This is a genomic window from Variovorax sp. GW821-FHT09D04, assembly GCF_059416405.1.
In genome coordinates this window covers 116,699-136,991 of the sequence record NZ_JBWKPA010000014.1, presented here as the reverse complement: position 1 = coordinate 136,991, position 20,293 = coordinate 116,699, and the positions used below count along the sequence as shown (strand labels likewise).

The 20,293-nt window shown below is 68.2% G+C and carries 13 protein-coding genes; 9 read left to right on the top strand and 4 right to left on the bottom strand.

Going from position 1 to position 20,293, the window contains the following annotated elements; translation table 11 throughout:
• Positions 1 to 97 precede the first annotated feature (97 nt).
• Positions 98 to 2,278 carry a 1,4-alpha-glucan branching protein GlgB gene (gene glgB / locus AC07O4_RS29340; protein WP_495306352.1) on the bottom strand — a complete coding sequence of 727 codons (2,181 nt, stop codon included), beginning with the start codon at positions 2,276 to 2,278 and terminating at the stop codon, positions 98 to 100.
• Positions 2,279 to 2,283: 5 nt separating this feature from the next.
• Positions 2,284 to 3,942 carry an alpha-amylase family glycosyl hydrolase gene (locus AC07O4_RS29335; RefSeq protein ID WP_495306351.1) on the bottom strand — a complete coding sequence of 553 codons (1,659 nt, stop codon included), beginning with the start codon at positions 3,940 to 3,942 and terminating at the stop codon, positions 2,284 to 2,286.
• A 130-nt stretch (positions 3,943 to 4,072) separates the two neighbouring features.
• On the opposite strand from AC07O4_RS29335, the gene AC07O4_RS29330 reads away from it, so the two are divergent.
• The 9 genes from AC07O4_RS29330 (at position 4,073) to gshB (ending at position 17,173) form a co-directional block, all read left to right on the top strand.
• A complete protein-coding gene (locus AC07O4_RS29330) occupies positions 4,073 to 5,548 on the top strand; it encodes an FAD-dependent oxidoreductase (RefSeq protein WP_495306350.1) in 1,476 nt (491 codons plus the stop codon).
• Positions 5,549 to 5,635: 87 nt separating this feature from the next.
• Positions 5,636 to 8,266 (top strand): leucine--tRNA ligase, encoded by a 2,631-nt coding sequence (gene leuS / locus AC07O4_RS29325; RefSeq protein ID WP_139702213.1) that lies wholly within the window; start codon positions 5,636 to 5,638, stop codon positions 8,264 to 8,266.
• A gap of 35 nt (positions 8,267 to 8,301) precedes the next feature.
• Complete coding sequence (locus AC07O4_RS29320; RefSeq protein WP_062477729.1) at positions 8,302 to 8,823, top strand: LPS-assembly lipoprotein LptE; 522 nt, start codon at positions 8,302 to 8,304, stop codon at positions 8,821 to 8,823.
• Between the two features lie 23 nt (positions 8,824 to 8,846).
• Positions 8,847 to 9,917: a DNA polymerase III subunit delta gene (gene holA / locus AC07O4_RS29315; protein WP_495306349.1), complete on the top strand. Its 1,071-nt coding sequence runs from the start codon at positions 8,847 to 8,849 to the stop codon at positions 9,915 to 9,917.
• A gap of 73 nt (positions 9,918 to 9,990) precedes the next feature.
• Positions 9,991 to 11,283 (top strand): glutamate-5-semialdehyde dehydrogenase, encoded by a 1,293-nt coding sequence (locus AC07O4_RS29310; protein WP_495306348.1) that lies wholly within the window; start codon positions 9,991 to 9,993, stop codon positions 11,281 to 11,283.
• A gap of 184 nt (positions 11,284 to 11,467) precedes the next feature.
• On the top strand, positions 11,468 to 12,784 hold the full coding sequence (gshA, locus tag AC07O4_RS29305) for a glutamate--cysteine ligase (protein ID WP_062477724.1): 1,317 nt from the start codon (positions 11,468 to 11,470) through the stop codon (positions 12,782 to 12,784).
• Positions 12,785 to 12,940: 156 nt separating this feature from the next.
• Complete coding sequence (locus tag AC07O4_RS29300; protein WP_495262689.1) at positions 12,941 to 14,809, top strand: potassium transporter Kup; 1,869 nt, start codon at positions 12,941 to 12,943, stop codon at positions 14,807 to 14,809.
• A 127-nt stretch (positions 14,810 to 14,936) separates the two neighbouring features.
• On the top strand, positions 14,937 to 16,220 hold the full coding sequence (locus AC07O4_RS29295) for a benzoate/H(+) symporter BenE family transporter (RefSeq protein ID WP_495306347.1): 1,284 nt from the start codon (positions 14,937 to 14,939) through the stop codon (positions 16,218 to 16,220).
• Positions 16,220 to 17,173, top strand: coding sequence for a glutathione synthase (gene gshB, locus AC07O4_RS29290; protein WP_495306346.1), 954 nt, complete (start codon positions 16,220 to 16,222; stop codon positions 17,171 to 17,173). The genes AC07O4_RS29295 and gshB overlap by 1 nt, the downstream gene beginning before the upstream one ends.
• Here the strand turns inward: gshB and AC07O4_RS29285 are convergent, their stop codons facing one another.
• Together AC07O4_RS29285 and AC07O4_RS29280 are read right to left on the bottom strand one after the other, a co-directional pair.
• Positions 17,174 to 19,390 (bottom strand): TonB-dependent receptor, encoded by a 2,217-nt coding sequence (locus AC07O4_RS29285; RefSeq protein WP_495306345.1) that lies wholly within the window; start codon positions 19,388 to 19,390, stop codon positions 17,174 to 17,176.
• A gap of 115 nt (positions 19,391 to 19,505) precedes the next feature.
• Positions 19,506 to 20,273, bottom strand: coding sequence for a class II glutamine amidotransferase (locus tag AC07O4_RS29280; RefSeq protein ID WP_062477710.1), 768 nt, complete (start codon positions 20,271 to 20,273; stop codon positions 19,506 to 19,508).
• Positions 20,274 to 20,293: the final 20 nt, after the last annotated feature.

Sequence of the window (20,293 nt, the reverse complement as noted above, 5' to 3'; positions counted from 1 at the left end):
CCTTTCTTTTGCCTACGTTTCTTTGGCGAAGCAAAGAAAAGTAGGTCGCCTGCCGGGGCGAGACCCGGCCTCGGGAAAAAAGACGATTCCAGGCCTATCAAGCCAACACCCACATCACGGTAGCGAGCGGCGGCACGCTGACCGAAATCGAATCCGCTTTCCCATGCCAGGCGGTGGGAGCGCTCTCGACAATCCCGTTTCCCACGCCGCTGCCGCCATACACCGAACCATCGGTGTTGATGATTTCGCGATAAGCCCCCGCGACAGGAACGCCAAGCCGATACGCATGCCGAGGCAACGGCGTGAAGTTGCAAGCCACCACCACAAACGTCCCATCCCGAGCCCGACGAACAAACGCAAACACCGACTGCGCCACATCGTCATGCACCAACCACTCGAACCCCGAACCCTCGTGGTCCAGCTCATGCAAAGCAGGAAAGTGCCGATACACATTGTTCAGATCGCGCACCAACCGCCGCACCCCCTGATGCCCCGCATGCTCAAGCAAGTGCCAGTCCAGCCCGCGATCCGCATTCCACTCCGCGTACTGCGCAAACTCCCCCCCCATGAACAGCAGTTTCTTCCCCGGATAAGCCCAGAGGTACCCATACAGGTTGCGCAACCCCGCGAACTTCTGCCATTCATCCCCAGGCATGCGCCCGATCATCGACCCCTTGCCGTGCACCACTTCGTCATGCGACAGCGGCAACACGAAGTTCTCGCTGTGCGCGTACATCAGCCCGAAGGTGATCTGCTGGTGATGGTGCTTGCGATAGACCGGATCGGTCCCGGCATACGCCAGCGTGTCGTTCATCCACCCCATGTTCCACTTGTAGTGAAAGCCCAGCCCGCCGTCTTCCGGCGGTCGCGTCACACCCGGAAAGCTCGTCGACTCTTCCGCGATGGTCACGGCCCCCGGACGCTCCACGCCCACCACGCGGTTCATGCGGCGAAGGAAATCGATGGCCTCCAGGTTCTCGCGCCCGCCCTGCGCATTCGGCACCCACTCGCCGGCCTTGCGGCTGTAGTCGCGGTACAGCATCGAGGCCACCGCATCCACGCGCAGGCCGTCCACGCCGTAGCGCTCCAGCCAGTACAGCGCATTGCCGACGAGGTAGTTGCGCACCTCCGTGCGGGCGTAGTTGAAGATCAGCGTCTGCCAGTCGTTGTGGAAACCCTCGCGCGGATCGGCGTACTCGTACAGCGCGGTGCCATCGAAGTTGCCCAAACCGTGCGCGTCGGTCGGAAAGTGCGCGGGCACCCAGTCGAGGATCACGCCCAGCCCCGCGGCATGCGCGGCTTCGACGAAATGGCGGAAGTCGCCGGGCGTGCCGAAGCGCGAGGTCGGCGCATACAGGCCGATGGGCTGGTAGCCCCACGAGCCGTCGAAGGGGTGCTCGGTGATGGGCAGCAGCTCGATGTGCGTGAAGCCCATGTCGCGCACATAGGGCACGAGCGTGTCGGCCAGCTCGCGGTAGTCCAGCCATTCCTGGCCGTGGTGCTTGCGGCGCCATGAACCCAGGTGCACTTCATAGATGCTGATCGGCGCCTGATGCGCGTTGGCCTCGGCGCGCCCGGCGGGCATCGGCACGGGCGCGGGCAGCGGCGCCACGACGCAGGCGGTGCCGGGGCGCAGCTGCGACGAGAACGCGAAGGGGTCGGCCTTGCGCAGCACCTCGCCGCGCGAGGACAGGATCTCGAATTCGTAGCTGTCGCCGGTCGCCACGTGCGGCGCGAAGATCTCCCACACGCCGCACTCGCGGCGCAGCCGCATCATGTGGCGCCGGCCGTCCCAGTTGTTGAAGTCGCCGACCACCGACACGCGCCGCGCATTCGGCGCCCACACGGCAAAGGCCACGCCCTTCACGCCGTCGATCTCGCGCAGGTGCGCGCCCAGCCGCTCCCACGGCCGCAGGTGCGTGCCCTCGGCCAGCAGCCACACGTCGGTCTCGCCGAGCACGAACGGAAAGCGGTACGGGTCTTCGAGCCGCGAGGCGTGCCCGGTCTCCCAGTCGACCTGGAACGAGTAGCCCATGCGCGCCTCGGCCGCGGGCACGAGGCCGCTGAACAGGTCGGAGCCTTCGTGCCGTGCAAGGATCGACAGCGGCCAGCCGGTGCGCGAATGCACCACGGCCACCTGCCGCGCGCCGGGCATCAGCGCGCGCACCTCGAGGCCGTCGGCGGTCTCGTGAGGGCCGAGCACGGCGAACGGGTCGCCATGCTCGGCGCGCATCAGCGCCTGGATGTCGGCAGCTTGGAGGAAAGGAGAAGGGGGCATGGGGTTCAGCGTCCTCCTGCTTCGGCCGTCGTGCCGAAGCACACGCCATAAGGCGCCAATGTCAGCAGGGGCTTTGGATCGGCGGTGAGGTTCGCGGTCGGCGCGAGCGGGTGGCCGGCCAGCGGCACCAGCGGCTCGGGCAACGGAATCGACACCGGTTCGCTCCCTGTATTGAAGATCGCATGCAGCACCGCGTCCCCGTCGCTTCGCACGATGTGCAGCAGCGGTGCGGGCGCATCGACGAACGCCAGCGCGCCCGTGCGCAGCAGCGGCTGCGTGCGCCGCCAGTGCAGCAGCGCGCGGCTGAAGGCGAGCATCGAGCCGGGGTCTGCCTCCTGCTGGTCGACGGCCAGCGGCAGGTGGGCGCCGTCCACCGGCAGCCAGGGCGTGCCGGTGCTGAAGCCGGCGTTGGGCGCGTCGGCGGTCCAGGGCATCGGCGTGCGGCAGCCGTCGCGGCCCTTGAACTCGGGCCAGAAGGCACGGCCGTAGGGGTCCTGCAGCAATTCGAAGGGCACGTCGGCCTCGGGCAGGCCCAGCTCTTCGCCCTGGTAGAGGCTGGCGCTGCCGCGCAGCGCGAGCAGCAGCGCGAGCCAGAGCCGGTCGCGGCGGGTGTCGGGCGCGGTGCCGTCGCTCCAGCGCGTGGCGACGCGCGGCACGTCGTGGTTCGACACCGCCCAGCAGCCCCAGCCGCCCGTGGGCGCCAGCGCGGCGTCGAGCGTCTCGACCTGGTGGCGCAGGTGCTTGGGGCTGTGGTCGGCCGTGAGCAGGCTGAAGCTGTAGGCCAGGTGCAGGCGCTTGCCGAGTTCGGTGTACTGCGCCATGACCGGCGGCGCGTTCTCGTCGCCGACCTCGCCCAGCGCGACCGCGCCGTAGCCGTCGAGCAATCGGCGCAGGCGCTCGAGGAACACCAGGTTCTCGGGCTGGCTCTTGTCGTACAGGTGGACCTGCATCGCATACGGGTTGTCGGCGCGCACGGTGCTGACCTCGCCCATCGATTCGACCGTGGCGGGCGGGTTGTCGCGCAGCAGCGCGTCGTGGAACTGGTGGTTGCAGGCATCGAAGCGGAAGCCGTCCACGCCGCGCTCGCACCAGAAGCGCACCTCGCCGAGCAGGGCGTCCTGGACTTCGGCGCAATGGAAGTTGAGATCGGGCTGCTCGGCCAGGAAGCTGTGCAGGTAGTACTGCCGCCGGCGCGAGTCCCACTGCCAGGCCGAGCCGCCGAAGACCGAGAGCCAGTTGGTGGGCGGCGTGCCGTCGGGCTTGGGGTCGGCCCAGACGTACCAGTCGGCCTTCGGGTTGTCGCGCGAGCTGCGGCTTTCGGCGAACCAGGCGTGCTGGTCGGAGGTGTGGGAGAGCACCTGGTCGATGATGAGCTTCAGGCCCAGCGCATGCATGCGTGCGCGCATCGCGTCGAAGTCGGCCAGCGTGCCGAACAGCGGATCGACCGCGCGGTAGTCGGCCACGTCGTAGCCGAAGTCCTTCATAGGGGAGCGGAAGAAGGGCGAAACCCAGACCGCGTCGACGCCCAGGCGGGCGACGTGGTCGAGCTTCGACGTGATGCCGGGCAGGTCGCCGACGCCGTCGCCGTTGCTGTCCATGAAGCTGCGCGGGTAGATCTGGTAGATCACCGCGCCCCGCCACCATTCGCCGTTGCTGCCGCTCATGCCTGCCCCTGTGGTCGAAATTCATTGTGGCATGCGAAATCCGGGCCAGCGGTACGCTGTGGCAGGCGGGCGCCGCGCGGAAGTGGGTAAATTCAGCAGGGCGGGGCGCTGCCGCCCCGACCCCCGACCGATGACCACCGACGACACCGCTTTCTCCCCCTCCGCACCACCCATCGGCCTCGCCGCGCTCGAACGCCGGCTTGCCCAGGACCTCGACTACCTCGGCTGGCCCGCCCGCGCCTGGGTGCCGCCGCGCCAGATCGATGGCGAACCCGTGCTCGACGTGGCCATCATCGGCGGCGGCCAGGCCGGGCTGGCCGCGGCGGGCGCGCTGGCGCAGCAGGGCATCCGCGCGGTGGTCTTCGACCGCGCGCCGGCCGGGCGCGAAGGCCCCTGGGCCACCACGGCGCGCATGGAAACCCTGCGCTCGCCCAAGGAGCTCACGGGCCCGGCGCTGGGGCTGCCTTCGCTGACCTTCCGCGCCTGGTTCGAGGCCCAGTTCGGCACCGAGGCCTGGGCCGCGATGGACAAGATCCCGCGCCTGCAATGGATGGACTACCTGGTCTGGTACCGCCGCGTGATGGGCGTGGATGTGCGCAACGACACCGCTGTTACTGGCTTGCAACCGCTGCCCGACGCCAGCGCCGTGCGCCTGGACCTGCGCACGCCGGACGGCGAACGCCGCGTGCTGGCGCGCCGCGTCGTGCTGGCCACCGGCCGCGACGGCCTGGGCGGCCCGGCCGTGCCGGCGTTCGTGGACGGCCTGCCGCGCGCGGCATGGGCTCATTCCTCCGACGAGATGGACTACGCGCGCCTGAAAGGCCTGCGCGTGGGCGTGATCGGCGCGGGCTCCTCGGCCATGGACAGCGCCGCCACCGCGCTCGAAGCCGGCGCGCACAGCGTCGAGCTGCTGATCCGCCGGCCCGACCTGCCGCGCGTCAACAAGGGCAAGGGCGCCGGCGTGCCGGGGCTCACGCAGGGGCACTACGACCTGCCCGACGCGCTGAAGTGGCGCATCCGCCACTACATCAACGTGCTGAACGTGCCGCCGCCGCACGGCAGCACGCTGCGGGTGTCGGGGCACGCCAACGCCTTCTTCAACTTCGGCTGCCCGATCCTTGCGGTGGCGCCGCAGGGCGAGGCGCTGCGCGTGGCCACGCCCAAGGGCGATTTCGAATTCGACTTTTTGATCGTGTCGACCGGTTTCCAGGTCGACTGGGCCGCCCGCCCCGAATTCGCAGGCATTTCCGCTCACATTCGTACCTGGAAAGACCGTTTCACGCCCGCGCCCGGCGACGAAGACCGCGAACTGGCCGATTCGCCCGACCTCGGGCCGGCCTTCGAATTCCAGGAAAACGCGCCCGGCGCCTGCCCGGGCCTCGCGCGCATCCACTGCTTCTGCTACCCGGCGGCGCTGTCGCACGGCACGGTGTCGGGCGACATTCCCGCCATCAGCGACGGCGCGCGGCGCCTGGCGGCGGGGCTGGCCAGCCTGTTCTACCGGGAAGACGCGGCCCACCACTGGGCGAATCTGCAGGCCTACAGCGAGCCGGAACTGTTCGGCGACGAGTGGACGCCCGCCCCGCCGCCGCAGGAAAGGGCCTGATTCCGGCATGGGGCCCGGGGGACGATCACGCACGGCGCGATAATCCGCCTTCCCGGCCGCCGTCGAGCCGGGCCCTGCCGAGATGTCATGAACCCCAGCTACAAACCCAGCGACGTCGAGTCCGCTGCCCAGGCGCAATGGCGCGCCGCCGATGTCTACCGTGTCACCGAGGACGCGAGCCGCAAGAAGTACTACGCCTGCTCGATGCTGCCGTACCCGAGCGGCAAGCTGCACATGGGCCACGTGCGCAACTACACGATCAACGACATGCTCACGCGCTACCTGCGCATGAGCGGCTACAACGTGCTGATGCCCATGGGCTGGGACGCCTTCGGCCTGCCGGCCGAGAACGCGGCGCTGAAGAACGGCGTGCCACCGGCCAAGTGGACCTACGAGAACATCGCCTACATGAAGGGCCAGCTCCAGGCCATGGGCCTGGCGATCGACTGGAGCCGCGAGATCGCCACCTGCGATCCGAGCTACTACAAGTGGAACCAGTGGCTGTTCCTGAAGATGCTCGAAAAGGGCATCGCCTACCGCAAGACCCAGGTCGTCAACTGGGACCCGGTCGACCAGACCGTGCTGGCCAACGAGCAGGTGATCGACGGCAAGGGCTGGCGCACCGGCGCCACCGTCGAGCGCCGCGAGATTCCGGGCTACTACCTGAAGATCAGCGATTACGCCGAAGAACTGCTCGAGCACACGCAACACAAGCTGCCGGGCTGGCCCGAGCGCGTCAAGCTGATGCAGGAAAACTGGATCGGCAAGAGCGAAGGCCTGCGCTTCGCCTTCACGCATGACATCCGGGACGCGGGCGGCAAGCTCATCCAGGACGGCCGCATGTACGTGTTCACCACGCGTGCCGACACCATCATGGGTGTCACCTTCTGCGCCGTCGCGCCCGAGCACCCGCTCGCCGCGCACGCCGCCACGCTCGACCCGAAGGTCGCGGCCTTCATTGAGGAATGCAAGGGCGGCGGCACGACCGAAGCCGAGTTGGCCACGCAAGAGAAGAAGGGCGTGCCCACGGGCCTGACCGTCAAGCACCCGATCACCGAGGAGCAGGTGCCGGTCTGGGTGGGCAATTACGTGCTCATCGGCTACGGCGACGGCGCCGTGATGGGCGTGCCCGCGCACGACGAGCGCGACTTCGCCTTCGCCAACAAGTACGGCATCGAGATCATCCAGGTCGTGCTGGTCGACGACGAGCCGCACTTCGACTATCACAAGTGGCAGGACTGGTACGGCGACAAGCAGCGCGGCGTGACCATCAACTCCGACAACTTCAGCGGCATGACCTACAAGGAGGCCGTGGCCGCCGTGGCGCATGCGCTGGGCCAGAAGGACCTGGGCGAGCTGCAGACCACGTGGCGCCTGCGCGACTGGGGCGTGAGCCGCCAGCGCTACTGGGGCACGCCGATCCCGATCATCCATTGCGAAGAACACGGCGCGGTGCCGGTACCCGAAAAGGACCTGCCCGTGGTGCTGCCGACCGACTGCGTGCCCGACGGCTCGGGCAACCCGCTGGCCAAGCACGAAGGCTTCCACGCCGGCGTGGTGTGCCCGGTGTGCGGCAAGGCCGCGCGGCGCGAGACCGACACGATGGACACCTTCGTCGATTCGTCGTGGTACTTCATGCGCTACTGCGACCCGACCAACGACAAGGCCATGGTCGCCGAGGGCGCCGACTACTGGATGCCGATGGACCAGTACATCGGCGGCATCGAGCACGCGATCCTGCATTTGCTGTACGCGCGCTTCTGGACCAAGGTCATGCGCGACCTGGGCCTGGTGAAGGCCGACGAGCCCTTCGCCAAGCTGCTCACGCAGGGCATGGTGCTCAACCACATCTTCTACAAGCGCAACGAGAAGGGCGGCAAGGACTACTTCCCGCCGCTCGAAGTCACGGCGGTGCTCGACGCGCAGGGTCGCATCACCGGCGGCACGCTGGCCGACGGCACCAAGGTCGAGTACGGCGGCGTGGGCAAGATGGGCAAGAGCGAACGCAACGGCGTCGACCCGCAGGACCTGATCGAGAAGTACGGCGCCGACACCGCGCGCCTGTACACCATGTTCACCGCGCCACCCGAAGCCACGCTCGAGTGGAACGATGCGGCCGTCGAGGGCAGCTACCGCTTCCTGCGCCGCGTGTGGAACTACGGCGTGGCCCAGGCCGACGTGGCGCCCGTGGCGCTCGCCGGCCAGAGCTTCGGCAAGCCCGCTCAGGCCCTGCGCCGCGAGGTGCACACCGTGCTGCGCCAGATCGACTACGACTACCAGCGCATGCAATACAACACGGTGGTGTCGGGCGCGATGAAGCTGCTCAACGCGCTCGAAGGCTTCAAGCCCGACGGCAGCGCGGGCGACGCGGCCGCCGCGCGCGAGGGCTTCGGCATCCTGCTGCGTTGCCTGTACCCGGCCACGCCGCACATCGCGCACCAGCTGTGGCAGCAGCTCGGCTACGACAAGGCCTCGGGCGACCTGCTCGACGCGCCCTGGCCCGTGGTCGACGTGGCCGCGCTGGCGCAGGATGAGGTCGAGCTCATGCTGCAGGTCAACGGCAAGCTGCGCGGCAAGCTGCTGGTGCCCGCCGGTGCTTCGAAGGACGAGATCGAGCGGCTGGCGCTCGCCTGCGACGACTTCGTCAACTTCGCCGAAGGCGCGCCGGCCAAGCGCGTGATCGTGGTGCCCGGGCGCCTGGTCAACGTGGTCATCTGAACCCGACACTGCAGAACGACGGAAACGACAGACGCATGAACATTCGCAATGCCTCGCAGCCGCGCCGCGGCTTTCTCCTGGGCCTCGGCGTGGCGGGCGCTTCGCTGGCCCTGTCCGGCTGCGGCTTCGCGCTGCGCAAGGCGCCGAACTTCGCGTTCAAGACGCTGTCGCTCGAAGGCAATACGGCGCTCATCAACCAGCTGCGGCGCGAGCTGCGCGCGGCCGGCAACGTGACGCTGGTGCCCAAGGAAGAGGCCAGCACCGCCGACGCCGTGCTGGTCGTGCTGGGCGAGGACCGCGACCGCTTCGTGATCTCGACCAACTCCGCCGGCCTGCTGCGCGAATTGCAGCTGCGCCTGCGCGTGCGCTTCAGCCTGCGCACGCCGGGCGGCAAGGAATTGCTGCCCGCGTCCGAGGTCTCGCAGACGCGCGACCTGAGCTTCAACGAGACCAACGCGCTGGCCAAGGAAGGCGAGGCCGACCTGCTGTTCCGCGACATGCAGGCCGACATCGCGCAGCAGCTGATGCGCCGGCTGGCGGCGGTGCAGTCCCTGTAAGCGTCGCTTCCGTTCTTTTTTCAATGCAACTTGCCAGTGCCCAGCTCGGCGCCCACCTGCAAAAGGGCCTGAAGCCGCTTTACACGATCCACGGCGACGAGCCGCTGCTCGCGCAGGAGGCGGCCGACGCCATCCGCGCCGCCGCGCGCGCCCAGGGCCACACCGAGCGCAGCTCGTACACCGTGGCCGGCGCGCACTTCGACTGGAGCGCGGTGCTGGCAGCCGGGGGCTCGCTCTCGCTGTTCGCCGACAAGCAGATCGTCGAGATCCGCATTCCTTCGGGCAAGCCCGGCAAGGACGGCAGCGTCGCCCTGCAGCAGCTGGCCGAGGGTGCGCCCGGCAACGACAGCACGCTCACGCTGGTGATGCTGCCGCGCCTGGACAAGGCCACGCGCACCGGCGCGTGGTTCTCGGCGCTGGAGAACAACGGCGTGAGCATCCAGGTCGACCCGATCGAGCGCGCCGCGCTGCCGCAATGGATCGCGCAGCGCCTGGGGCTGCAGAACCAGCGCGTGATGCCCGGCGACGAAGGCCAGCGCACGCTGCAGTTCTTTGCCGACCGTGTCGAAGGCAACCTGCTCGCCGCGCACCAGGAAATCCAGAAGCTCGCGCTGCTGCACCCGGCCGGTGAGCTGAGCTGGGAGCAGGTCGAGGGCGCCGTCAACAACGTGGCGCGCTACGACGTGTTCAAGCTGTCCGAGGCCGTGCTGGCCGGCAACCCGCAGCGCGTGGCGCGCATGCTCGACGGCCTGCAGGCCGAGGGCGAGGCCGAGGTGCTGGTGCACTACACGATCGCCGAGGACATCCGCGCCCTCAAGCGCGTGAAGGACGCCATGGCCGCCGGCCGCCCGCTGCCGATGGCGCTGCGCGAGAACCGCATCTGGGGCCCGCGCGAGCGCGCCTTCGAACGCGTGCTGCCGCGCCTGGACGACCGCATGCTGACCCGGCTGCTGCGCGCGGCCCACCTGGTCGACGGCATCTGCAAGGGCCTGAAGCAGCCCGACTGGCCCGCCAGCGGCTGGCAGGCGCTGCAGCGGCTGGCGCTGATGCTGTGCCGCGCCTGCAGCACGGCCGCGGCGACGCGCCGGGCCTGACATCCCCGCCGTCGATCGCCATCAAAAGGCCCGCGTCAGCCGGGCCGAAGGTCCGCGTGGGAAAATGCGCGCCATGAACGCGTTCAACGTCAGCGAGCACATGCAGACCCTCGGTCTGCAAGCCAAAGCCGCTGCATTCCTCATGGCCCGTGCGGATGCAGCTACCAAAAACAGAGCACTGAAGGCGCTGGCCCGACGCCTGCGCGAAGCCGGCCCCGCGCTGGCCGTCGCCAATCAAAAGGACCTGGCCCGCGCCACGGCCGCCGGCCTGTCGGCCCCGATGGTCGACCGGCTCAAGCTCACGCCCAAGGTCCTGGAGACCGTGGCCGAGGGCTGCGAGCAGCTGGCCGGCATGGCCGACGTGATCGGCGAGATCATCGGCATGAAGCAGCAGCCCAGCGGCATCCGCGTGGGCCAGATGCGCGTGCCGATCGGCGTCTTCGGCATGATCTACGAGAGCCGTCCCAACGTGACCATCGAGGCCGCGAGCCTGGCGATCAAGAGCGGCAACGCCGCCATCCTGCGCGGCGGCTCGGAAGCCATCGATTCGAACAAGGCGCTGGCACTGTTGGTGTCCGAGGCGCTGGCCGAAGCCGGCCTGCCGGTCGATGCGGTGCAACTGGTGCAGACCACCGACCGCGAGGCCGTGGGCCAGCTCATCGCCATGCCCGAGTTCGTCGACGTGATCATTCCGCGCGGTGGCAAGGGCCTGATCGAACGCATCAGCCGCGACGCCAAGGTGCCGGTCATCAAGCACCTGGACGGCAACTGCCACGTCTACGTGGACGACACGGCCGAGTTCGACATGGCGCTGCGCATCGTCGACAACGCCAAGACCCAGAAATACAGCCCCTGCAACGCCGCCGAAGGCCTGCTGGTGGCGGCTTCGGTGGCCGACCACTTCCTGCCCGAGATCGCCGCCATCTTCGCCGCCAAGGGCGTCGAGATGCGCTGCGACCCGGCCGCCGCCGCGATCCTGCGCGCCAGCGAGGCGCACCATCCGCAGGCCAAGGTGATCGATGCGGTCGAGTCCGACTGGTCCGAGGAGTACCTGGCCGCCGTCATCAGCATCAAGGTGGTGGCGGGGCTGGACGAGGCCATTGCGCACATCAACCGCTACTCGAGCCACCACACCGACGCCATCGTCACGCGCGACCACATCAACGCCCAGCGCTTCCTGCGCGAGGTCGATTCGGCCAGCGTGATGGTGAATGCGAGCACGCGCTTCGCGGACGGTTTCGAGTACGGGCTGGGCGCCGAAATCGGCATCAGCACCGACAAGTTCCACGCGCGCGGCCCGGTCGGCATCGAAGGCCTGACCTCGCTCAAGTACGTGGTGCTGGGGCAGGGCGAAGTCCGCGGTTAATCGGGGTCCGAAAGGCCGGGGCCATCGGGCCGGCGGCGCGGCGAGGCCCGTGCCGCGGTGTTCTTGCAACGTGTGTTGTGGATTGGGGTGCTTTGTTCTCTTTGGCTGCTTGTCATCGAGCGCGCCATCCCCAAATCCTACAATTCCACTCCACCTTTAAGCACAAAACCAACAAGGCCGCTGCATGGTTCCGCATCTCGTCACTGCCCTGACCGGCCCGATCAACGAACTGGAGCAGCGGGTGCTCGACTCGATGCCCGCCATCGAGCGCTGGTTCCGCCTCGAGTGGATGGAGCACACGCCGCCGTTCTACAGCGCCGTCGACATCCGCAACGCGGGCTTCAAGCTGGCTCCGGTCGACACCAACCTGTTCCCGGGTGGCTGGAACAACCTCACCAAGGAAATGCTGCCGCTGGCGGTGCAGGCCGCGCAGGCGGCCATCGAGAAGATCTGTCCGGAGGCGCGCAACCTGCTCGTCATTCCTGAAAACCACTCGAAAAACACCTTTTATCTCGCCAACGTCGCGCAACTGGTGCGTATCTTCCACATGGCGGGCCTCAATGTGCGCATCGGCTCGATCGATCCGGCCATCAAGTCGCCCAAGAAGATCGAGCTGCCCAACGGCGAGACCGTGACGCTCGAGCCGGTGGTGCGTTCCAAGCGTCGCCTGGGCCTGAAGAACTTCGATCCCTGCACAATTTTGCTCAACAACGAGCTTTCTGCAGGAACGCCCGGCATCCTCGAAGACCTGCACGAGCAGTACCTGCTGCCGCCGTTGCACGCGGGCTGGTCGGTGCGCCGCAAGAGCAACCACCTGCACAGCTACGAAGAGCTGTGCAAGCGCTTCGGCAAGCTGCTGGGCATCGACCCCTGGCTGATCAACCCGATCTACGCGCGCGCCGAAGGCGTCGACGTGGCCGAGGGACGCGGCATCGACGTGCTCACCAGCCATGTCGACGCGGTGCTCACCAAGGTGCGCCGCAAGTACAAGGAATACGGCATCAACGAGAAGCCCTTCGTGGTCGTCAAGGGCGGCCACAGCGGCAGCGGCAGCCCGGGCGTCGTGACCGTGCGCGACGCCAAGGAGGTCGAGGCGCTGATCGGCAAGTCGCGCACCGCCACCTCGTCGCCCGCCAAGACCAGCGCCGGGCGCGACCTGCGCGAGCCCACCGAGCTGATCGTCCAGGAAGGCGTGCTCACCAACGAGCGCGTGCACAACGGCGTGGCCGAGCCGGTGGTCTACATGATGGACCGCTACGTGGTGGGCGGCTTCTACCGCGTGCACGCCGAGCGCGCCGCCGACGAGAACCTCAAGCAGCCGGGCGCCAGCTACGTGCCGCTGGCCTTCTCGGAAAGCGCGCAGCTGCCGCAGCCGGGCGCCAAGCCCGGCGCCAGCGCCCCCAACCGTTTTTACATGTATGGCGTGGTGGGCCGTCTGGCCATGGTCGCGGCCAGTTACGAGATGGAAGCGACCGATCCGGACGCCGAAATCTACGAATGAGCGACGGGGGCGGGTTGCGGCGTCAGCGGGCAACGGCAAAATAGCGGCCCCACAGCAACGGAACCAAAAGGGCGGAGGGATGCGCGGCGCGGCCGCGGCACCCCGGCGTGACTGACGCGTCGATCATTGCGAGCCAACCTTTTCCCATCGACCCCCGTGTCAGCCCCCAAAAACATCTCTGCCGGCCTCATCGTCGGCGCCATCGGCGTCGTCTACGGCGACATCGGCACCAGCGTTCTCTATGCGGTCAAGGAAGTCTTCGGTCACGGCCATGTGCCGTTCACCGTGGAGAACGTCTACGGCATCCTGTCGATGTTCTTCTGGACCCTCACGGTCATCGTCTCCATCAAGTACGTCGTGCTCGTGCTGCGCGCCGACAACGAAGGCGAGGGCGGCCTGGTCGCGATGCTCGCGCTGGCCTCACAGGCGGTGGCCGACAAGCCGAGGCTGCGCCAGCTGCTCCTGATCGTCGGCATCTTCGGCACCTCGCTCTTCTATGGCGACGGTGTCATCACCCCGGCCATCTCGGTGCTGTCGGCGGTCGAAGGCCTGGAGGTGGTGTCGCCGCACTTCAAGCACTACGTGATCCCGATCACGCTGGTCGTGCTGTTCTGCCTGTTCGCGGTGCAAAAGCGCGGCACGGCGGGCATCGGCAAGTTCTTCGGCCCGGTCACGCTGGCGTGGTTCGCGGCCATTGCCGTGCTGGGCGTGTGGCAGATCGGGCACCACCCCGAGATCATCAAGGCGCTGAACCCCTGGTACGCGCTGAAGTTCATCTGGGACAACCCGGGCACCAGCTTCATCCTGCTGGGCGCCATGGTGCTGTGCGTGACCGGCGCCGAGGCGCTGTACGCCGACCTGGGCCACTTCGGCAAGAAGCCGATCCGCATCGCGTGGTTCTCGGTCGTCATGCCGGCGCTCACGCTCAACTACCTGGGCCAGGGCGCGCTGCTGTTGGAGAACCCCGAGGCCGTGAAGAACCCGTTCTTCATGATGGCGCCTGAATGGGCCCTCATTCCGCTGGTGCTGCTGGCCACGCTCTCGACGGTGATCGCCTCGCAGGCGCTCATCACCGGTGCCTTCAGCGTCACGCGCCAGGTGATCCAGCTGGGCTACCTGCCGCGCCTGAACATCGAGCACACCAGCGTGCGCACGGCGGGGCAGATCTACATCCCGCTGGTCAACTGGGGCCTGTTCGTCGCCATCGTGATGGCGGTCGTGATGTTCCGCACCTCGAGCAGCCTGGCGGCGGCCTACGGCATCGCCGTGACCACCGACATGCTGATCACCACGATCCTGACCTTCTTCGTGATCCGCTACGCGTGGAAGCTGCCGCTGGCGCTGTGCATCGCCTCGACCGCGATCTTCTTCGTGGTCGACTTCCTGTTCTTCGCCTCGAACCTGCTCAAGCTGTTCGAAGGCGGCTGGTTCCCGCTCTTGATCGGCGGCGCCGTGTTCACGCTGATGGTCACCTGGAAGGAAGGCCGCCGCCTCATGGGCGAGGCGCAGCACGCGGACGCGATCGACCTCAAGTCCTTCCTCGGCTCGGTGTTCATGAGCCCGCCCGCGCGCGTGGACGGCACGGCCGTGTTCCTCACGGCCGAACCGGGCGTGGTGCCCAACGCGCTGCTGCACAACCTCAAGCACAACAAGGTGCTGCACGAGCAGAACATGTTCGTCACCGTGCGCAACCACGAGGTGCCCTGGATTCCGATGGACAAGCGCATCGAGATCGAGGCGCTGGGCAACCACTGCTGGCAGGTGATCGTGCACTACGGTTTCAAGAACGACATCGACCTGCCGCGCGCGCTCGACAACGCACGCATGCGCGGCTGCCAGCTCGAGCCGATGACGACCAGCTACTTCCTCTCGCGCGACGTCGTGATCCCCACGCTGGGCAGCGGCATGGCGCCCTGGCGCGAGAAGCTGTTCGCGCAGATGCACCACAACGCGAGCGGCGCGGCGGCCTTCCTGGGCCTGCCCAACAACGCCGTGGTCGAGCTCGGTTCCAAGATCGAGATTTAGGCTCGCCCCCAGGCTACGCGCACTTCGTGTCGCTTCGCCAACCCCCTACCGGGGGCAACACCTGCGGCCCGGCAAAGCCGGTTCCGCGGTGTTTCTGGCGAAGAGATGTCGCGGGCAGAATCGCGGCATGCGATTCTTCAAGGACCTGAGCCTTTCGGCCTTCACCGCGGGCTTCGTCGCCGTGCTCGTGGGTTTCACGAGTTCGGTGGCCATCGTGTTCCAGGCCGCCCAGGCCTTCGGCGCCACGCCCGAGATGGTGGCCTCGTGGATGTGGGCGCTGGGCATCGGCATGGGGCTGGCCTCGGCGCTGCCCTCGCTGTGGTGGCGCAAGCCCGTCATGATTGCCTGGAGCACGCCCGGCGCGGCCGTGCTGGCCGTGGCCGGCGCGGGCTACGGCATGGGCGAGGCGGTGGGCGCCTTCATCGTCTGCGCGGTGCTGATCGTGCTCGCGGGCGCCACGGGCTGGTTCGAGCGCGTGATGAACAAGATCCCGATGGCCATCGCCTCGGCGCTGCTGGCCGGCGTGCTCGCGCGCTTCGGCATTTCGGCCTTCACGGCGGCGCAGACCGCGCTGCCGCTGGTGCTGCTGATGCTCGCCACCTACCTCGTGGGCAAGCGCCTGCTGCCGCGCTACGCGGTGCCGCTCACGCTGCTGGTGGCCATCGCTTTCACGGCCGCGCGCGGCGAGCTGGCATGGTCCTCCGTGCACTTCTCGCTCACCTGGCCGGTGTTCACGGTGCCGGTGTTCACCTGGCAGGCCATCGTGAGCCTGGCGCTGCCGCTGTTCGTCGTGACCATGGCCTCGCAGAACCTGCCCGGCGTGGCGGCGATCCGCGCCAGCGGCTACAGCGACCTGCCGGTCAGCAAGCTCATCACGATCAGCGGCCTCGCGACGCTGGTGCTCGCGCCTTTCGGTGCCTTCGCGCTCAACCTGAGCGCCATCACGGCCGCCATGTGCATGGGCCGCGAGGCGCACGAAGACCCGGCGCGGCGCTACACGGCGGCCGTGAGCTGCGGCGCCATCTACGTGGTGATCGGCCTGTTCGGCGCGGCGGTCACGGGGCTGCTCACGGCCTTTCCGAAGGAGCTGGTCGCGGCCATCGCCGGGCTGGCGCTGCTGGGCACCATCGGCGGCGGGCTGGCGGCGGCGGTGCGCGACGAGGCGCACCGCGAGGCCGCGCTCATCACCTTCCTGGTCACGCTCTCGGGCGTGACGCTGGCCGGCATCGGCTCCGCCTTCTGGGGCGTGGTGGCCGGCGCGGTGGCGCTGGCGGTGCAGCAGGTCGGCCGCGCACGGGTGCAGGTGCCCGTTGAAAAAGCCCCCGCCGGCAAGGACATCGCCGCTTCCGGCAACATGCCGCCAGAAACCCCCTCCACAGCCGCCGCTCCCGGCGCCGGAAAGAACGCCTGATGAAAAACATCCTCTTCGTCGCCGACCCGCTCGATCACTTCAAGATCTACAAGGACACGACCTTCTCGATGATGCGCGAGGCCCAGCGCCGCGGCCACCGCATCGCGGCCTGCCTGCCGCAGGACATCCAGTGGAAATCCGGCGGGCGCGTCTCGGCCGTGGTGCAGCAGATCACGCTCACCGGCGACCCGAAGGACTGGTACCACGTTGACATCCTCGAATCGAAGGCGCTGAAAGACTTCGATGCCGTGCTCATGCGCAAGGACCCACCCTTCGACGCCGAGTACATCTACTCGACGCACCTGCTGCAGCAGGCCGAGCGCGAGGGCGCGAAGGTGGTCAACTCGCCGCGCGCGCTGCGCGACCACCCCGAGAAGCTCGCGATCATGGAGTTTCCGCAGTTCGTCACGCCCACGCTGGTCACGCGCAGCGCGCAGGCCGTGCGCGACTTCCATGCCGAGCACGGCGACATCATCCTCAAGCCGCTCGACGGCATGGGCGGCATGGGCATCTTCCGCGTGAAGCAGGATGCGCTGAACCTCGGCTCCATCGTCGAGACGCTCAACAAGGACGGCGCCGAAACCATCATGGTGCAGCGCTTCGTGCCCGAGGTGACGCAGGGCGACAAGCGCATCCTGATCATCGCGGGCGAGCCGGCGCCCTTCGTGCTGGCGCGCATTCCGCAGGGCACCGAGGTGCGCGGCAACCTCGCGGCCGGCGGCAAGGGCGTGGCCCAGCCGCTCACGGCGCGCAACCGCGAGATCGCCGAAGCCATCGGCAAGGTGCTGGCGCCGCGCGGGCTGCTGCTGATCGGGCTCGACGTGATCGGCGACTCGGTCACCGAGATCAACGTGACCAGCCCGACCTGCTTTCAGGAGATCACCGAGCAGACCGGCTTCGATGTGCCGAAGATGTTCATCGATGCGCTCGAGGCACACCTGGCTTCGGCCTGATCAGAAGTCGACCGACGCCGACAGCGTGAAGGTGCGCGGCGCGCCGAGCACCAGGTAGCCGTTGTTCGGGTAGCCGCCCACCGAGGCCCAGTAGTTGCGGTTGGTCAGGTTGTCGATGCGCGCGCGCAGCGTCACCAGCTTGCCGGCCACTTCGGTCAGGTAGCGCGCGCCGACATCGAAGCGCGTCCAGCCGGGCACGCGCAGCGTGTTGGCGGCGTCCGCGTAGCTCGGGCCCGTGGACACCACGCGGCCGTCCAGCGACAGGCCGCGCACGCCCGGCACGTCCCATTCCACACCCAAGGTGCCCTGTGTCTTCGCGATGCCGATGACGCGGCGGCCGTCGGTCGTGGCGTCGCCCGTGGCGCGCTGCTTGGCGTCCAGGAAGGTGATGCCGCCCATCAGGCGCACGCCCTTGGCCGCTTCGCCGAACGCGGTCAGCTCCAGGCCCTGGTGGCGGTCGCGGCCTTCGGCCACGTAGTAGCCGGCGCTGTTGACGAGGGCGCGTGGCTTGTCGGTGGTGAAGAAGGCCAGGCCGCCGCCGATGCGGCCGCCGTCGAACTTGATGCCGATCTCTTTCTGCTTGGACACATAGGGCGACAGCTGCGTGCCCGCGTTGCGCACGGCGCCGCCGGTCGACACCGTGGGCGCGGTGTCGCCCTTGCTCAGGCCCTCGATGTAGTTCGCGTACAGCGACACCTGCGGCTGCAGCTTGAACACGAAGCCGGCCATCGGGCTGGTGCGGCTCTTCTCGTACGCGGTGGGCTTGCCGGTGTCGTAGGCGAAGTCGGTGCTTTCCAGCTTCTGACGGCGCACGCCGAGCGTGAGCTGCGCGCGGTCGTCCAGGAAGGACAGCGTGTCGCCGATCGCCAGGCTGCTCAGGCGCGTCTGCGTCAGCAGCGCGGGGTTGTCCATGTCGTTGCCACGGAACGCGCTCGCCGTGTAGGCCGGGATCGGGTAGCCGACGGGTGCGGACAGGTGGGTCTTCAGGGGGTTGAAGAAGTCCCACTTGTAGGCGTTCTTCTCCTTGAGCTGGTAGTACGAGTACGAGGCCACCACCGTGTGGTTCACCGGGCCGGTCGCGAACTTGCCGCGCACGCCGGCTTCGGCCGTGCGGGTGTTGTCCTGGCGCTGGTTCTCGAAGCGCGACATGTTGCCCATGCCGAGGTTGTTCGTGAGCGTGAGGCCGGCCAGCGCATTGCCCTCGTGGCTCTTGCGCGCGCCGCCGGCGATCCAGGCCGTGACGTTGTCGGTGAGGTCGTACTCGCCGCGCAGCGAGCCGAAGGTGTCGCGCTCGTTGGAGTAGGTCCAGGGCTGCGCGTAGTTCAGCTGGTTGTCGGGCGCGGACGGCACGCGCGTCACGCCGGCGCCGAGCGTCACGTTCGGGCGCGTGCGCGTGAGCCGGTGCTCCTGGTGGCCGATGTCCGCCGAGATGCGCGCGTTGCGGCTGCGCCAGTCGAAGCCGACCGAGGCCACGTCGAGCTTGACCTGCTCGGCGTTCACGCCGGTGCCGCCGTCGCGGTGGGCCGCGTTCAGGCGTACGCCCAGGCTCTGGTCGGGCCCGAAGCGGCGCGCGATGTCGGTCGACACGTAGCTCTGCGAGCCGCTGGCCGTGCCCAGCGTGACCTGCGTCAGCGGGTCGTTCGGCGCGCGCTTGGGCAGCAGGTTGATGTTGCCGCCGATGCCGCCGCCCGTGGGCGTGGCGCCGTTCAGGAAGGCGCTCGCGCCGCGCAGCACTTCGACGCGCTCGAACAGTTCCGACGAGATGTACTGGCGCGGTAGCAGGCCGTACAGGCCGTTGTAGGCGATGTCGTCCGAATTCACCACGAAGCCGCGGATGAAGTACGACTCCTGGAAGTTGCCGAAGCCGCGCGCCACGCGCACCGAGGGGTCGTTCTGCAGCACGTCGGCCACGCTCTTGGCCTGCTGGTTCTGGATCAGCTCGTGCGTGTAGCTGGTGCTGGAGAAGGGCGAATCCATCATGTCCTGGTTGCCCAGGATGCCCACGCGCCCGCCGCGCGCCACCTGCCCGCCCGCGAAGGGCTTGGTCAGGCCTTCGGCCGAGGCGTCGGCGCTGGCTTCGACGGTGACGGTGCTCAGCGTGCCGCTGGCGGGGGCCGCCGGCTCGGCGGGCGGCGTCTGCGCCAGGGCCGTCAGGGCGTGAAGGGCCAGCAGCGAGGCGGCCACGGTCGGGCGGAGGAAGAAGCGAGGAGCGGGCATGAAAGGTCGACCGGATGCAAATGAGAACAGTTATTGTTCATTGTTTGCACTCACTCATTGATACTTTCTTGCGCTGTTGCAAAAAAGTGTCAGCCAAAAGACTGAATGTCAGGCCTCAGCGTGGCATCCGTTGGCCGTCCACGAACACATGCAACTCGCCCGAGGCGAAGGGCGTCCAGGTCTCGTTGGTGGTGAGCGGCGCCGTCACCACCACGGCCACGCGGTCGGTGGGCGTGGTGTGCTGGGCGAAGTCGATCTCCAGGTCTTCGTCCGAGAGCTGCGCCGTCACGAAGGGGTGGCGGCGCTCCACGTACCAGAGGTTGGTGGAGGCATGCGCCCACAGCGCCTGCCCGTTCGACAGCATGAAGTTGAAGGTGCCGTGCGCCGCCAGCTGCGGCGCCAGTTCGCGCAGCGTGAGCGTGAGCTCCTCGACGCTGGGCACGCCCGCGTGCGACTTGGCCAGCTCCTGCATGATCCAGCAGAAGGCGTGCTCGCTGTCGGTGTTGCCCACCGGATGGAAGTTGCCGTGCAGGCGCGGGCGGAAGTCCTTCAGGTCGCCGTTGTGGGCGAACACCCAGTAGCGGCCCCACAGCTCGCGCACGAAGGGGTGGCAGTTCTGCAGGTTGACCTCGCCCTGCGTCGCCTTGCGGATGTGCGCGATGACGTTGCGGCTTTGAATCGGGTAGCGCCGGATCAGCTCGGCCACCGGCGACTCGCAGGCCGGCTGGTGGTCGACGAAGTGGCGCAGCCCGCGGTCCTCGAAGAACGCGATGCCCCAGCCGTCGGCATGGTGGTCGGTGCGGCCACCGCGCTGCGCGAACCCCGTGAAGCTGAAGGTCACGTCGGTCGGCGTGTTGCAGTTCATCCCTAGCAATTGGCACATGGCTGTGATTAGACCGCGAT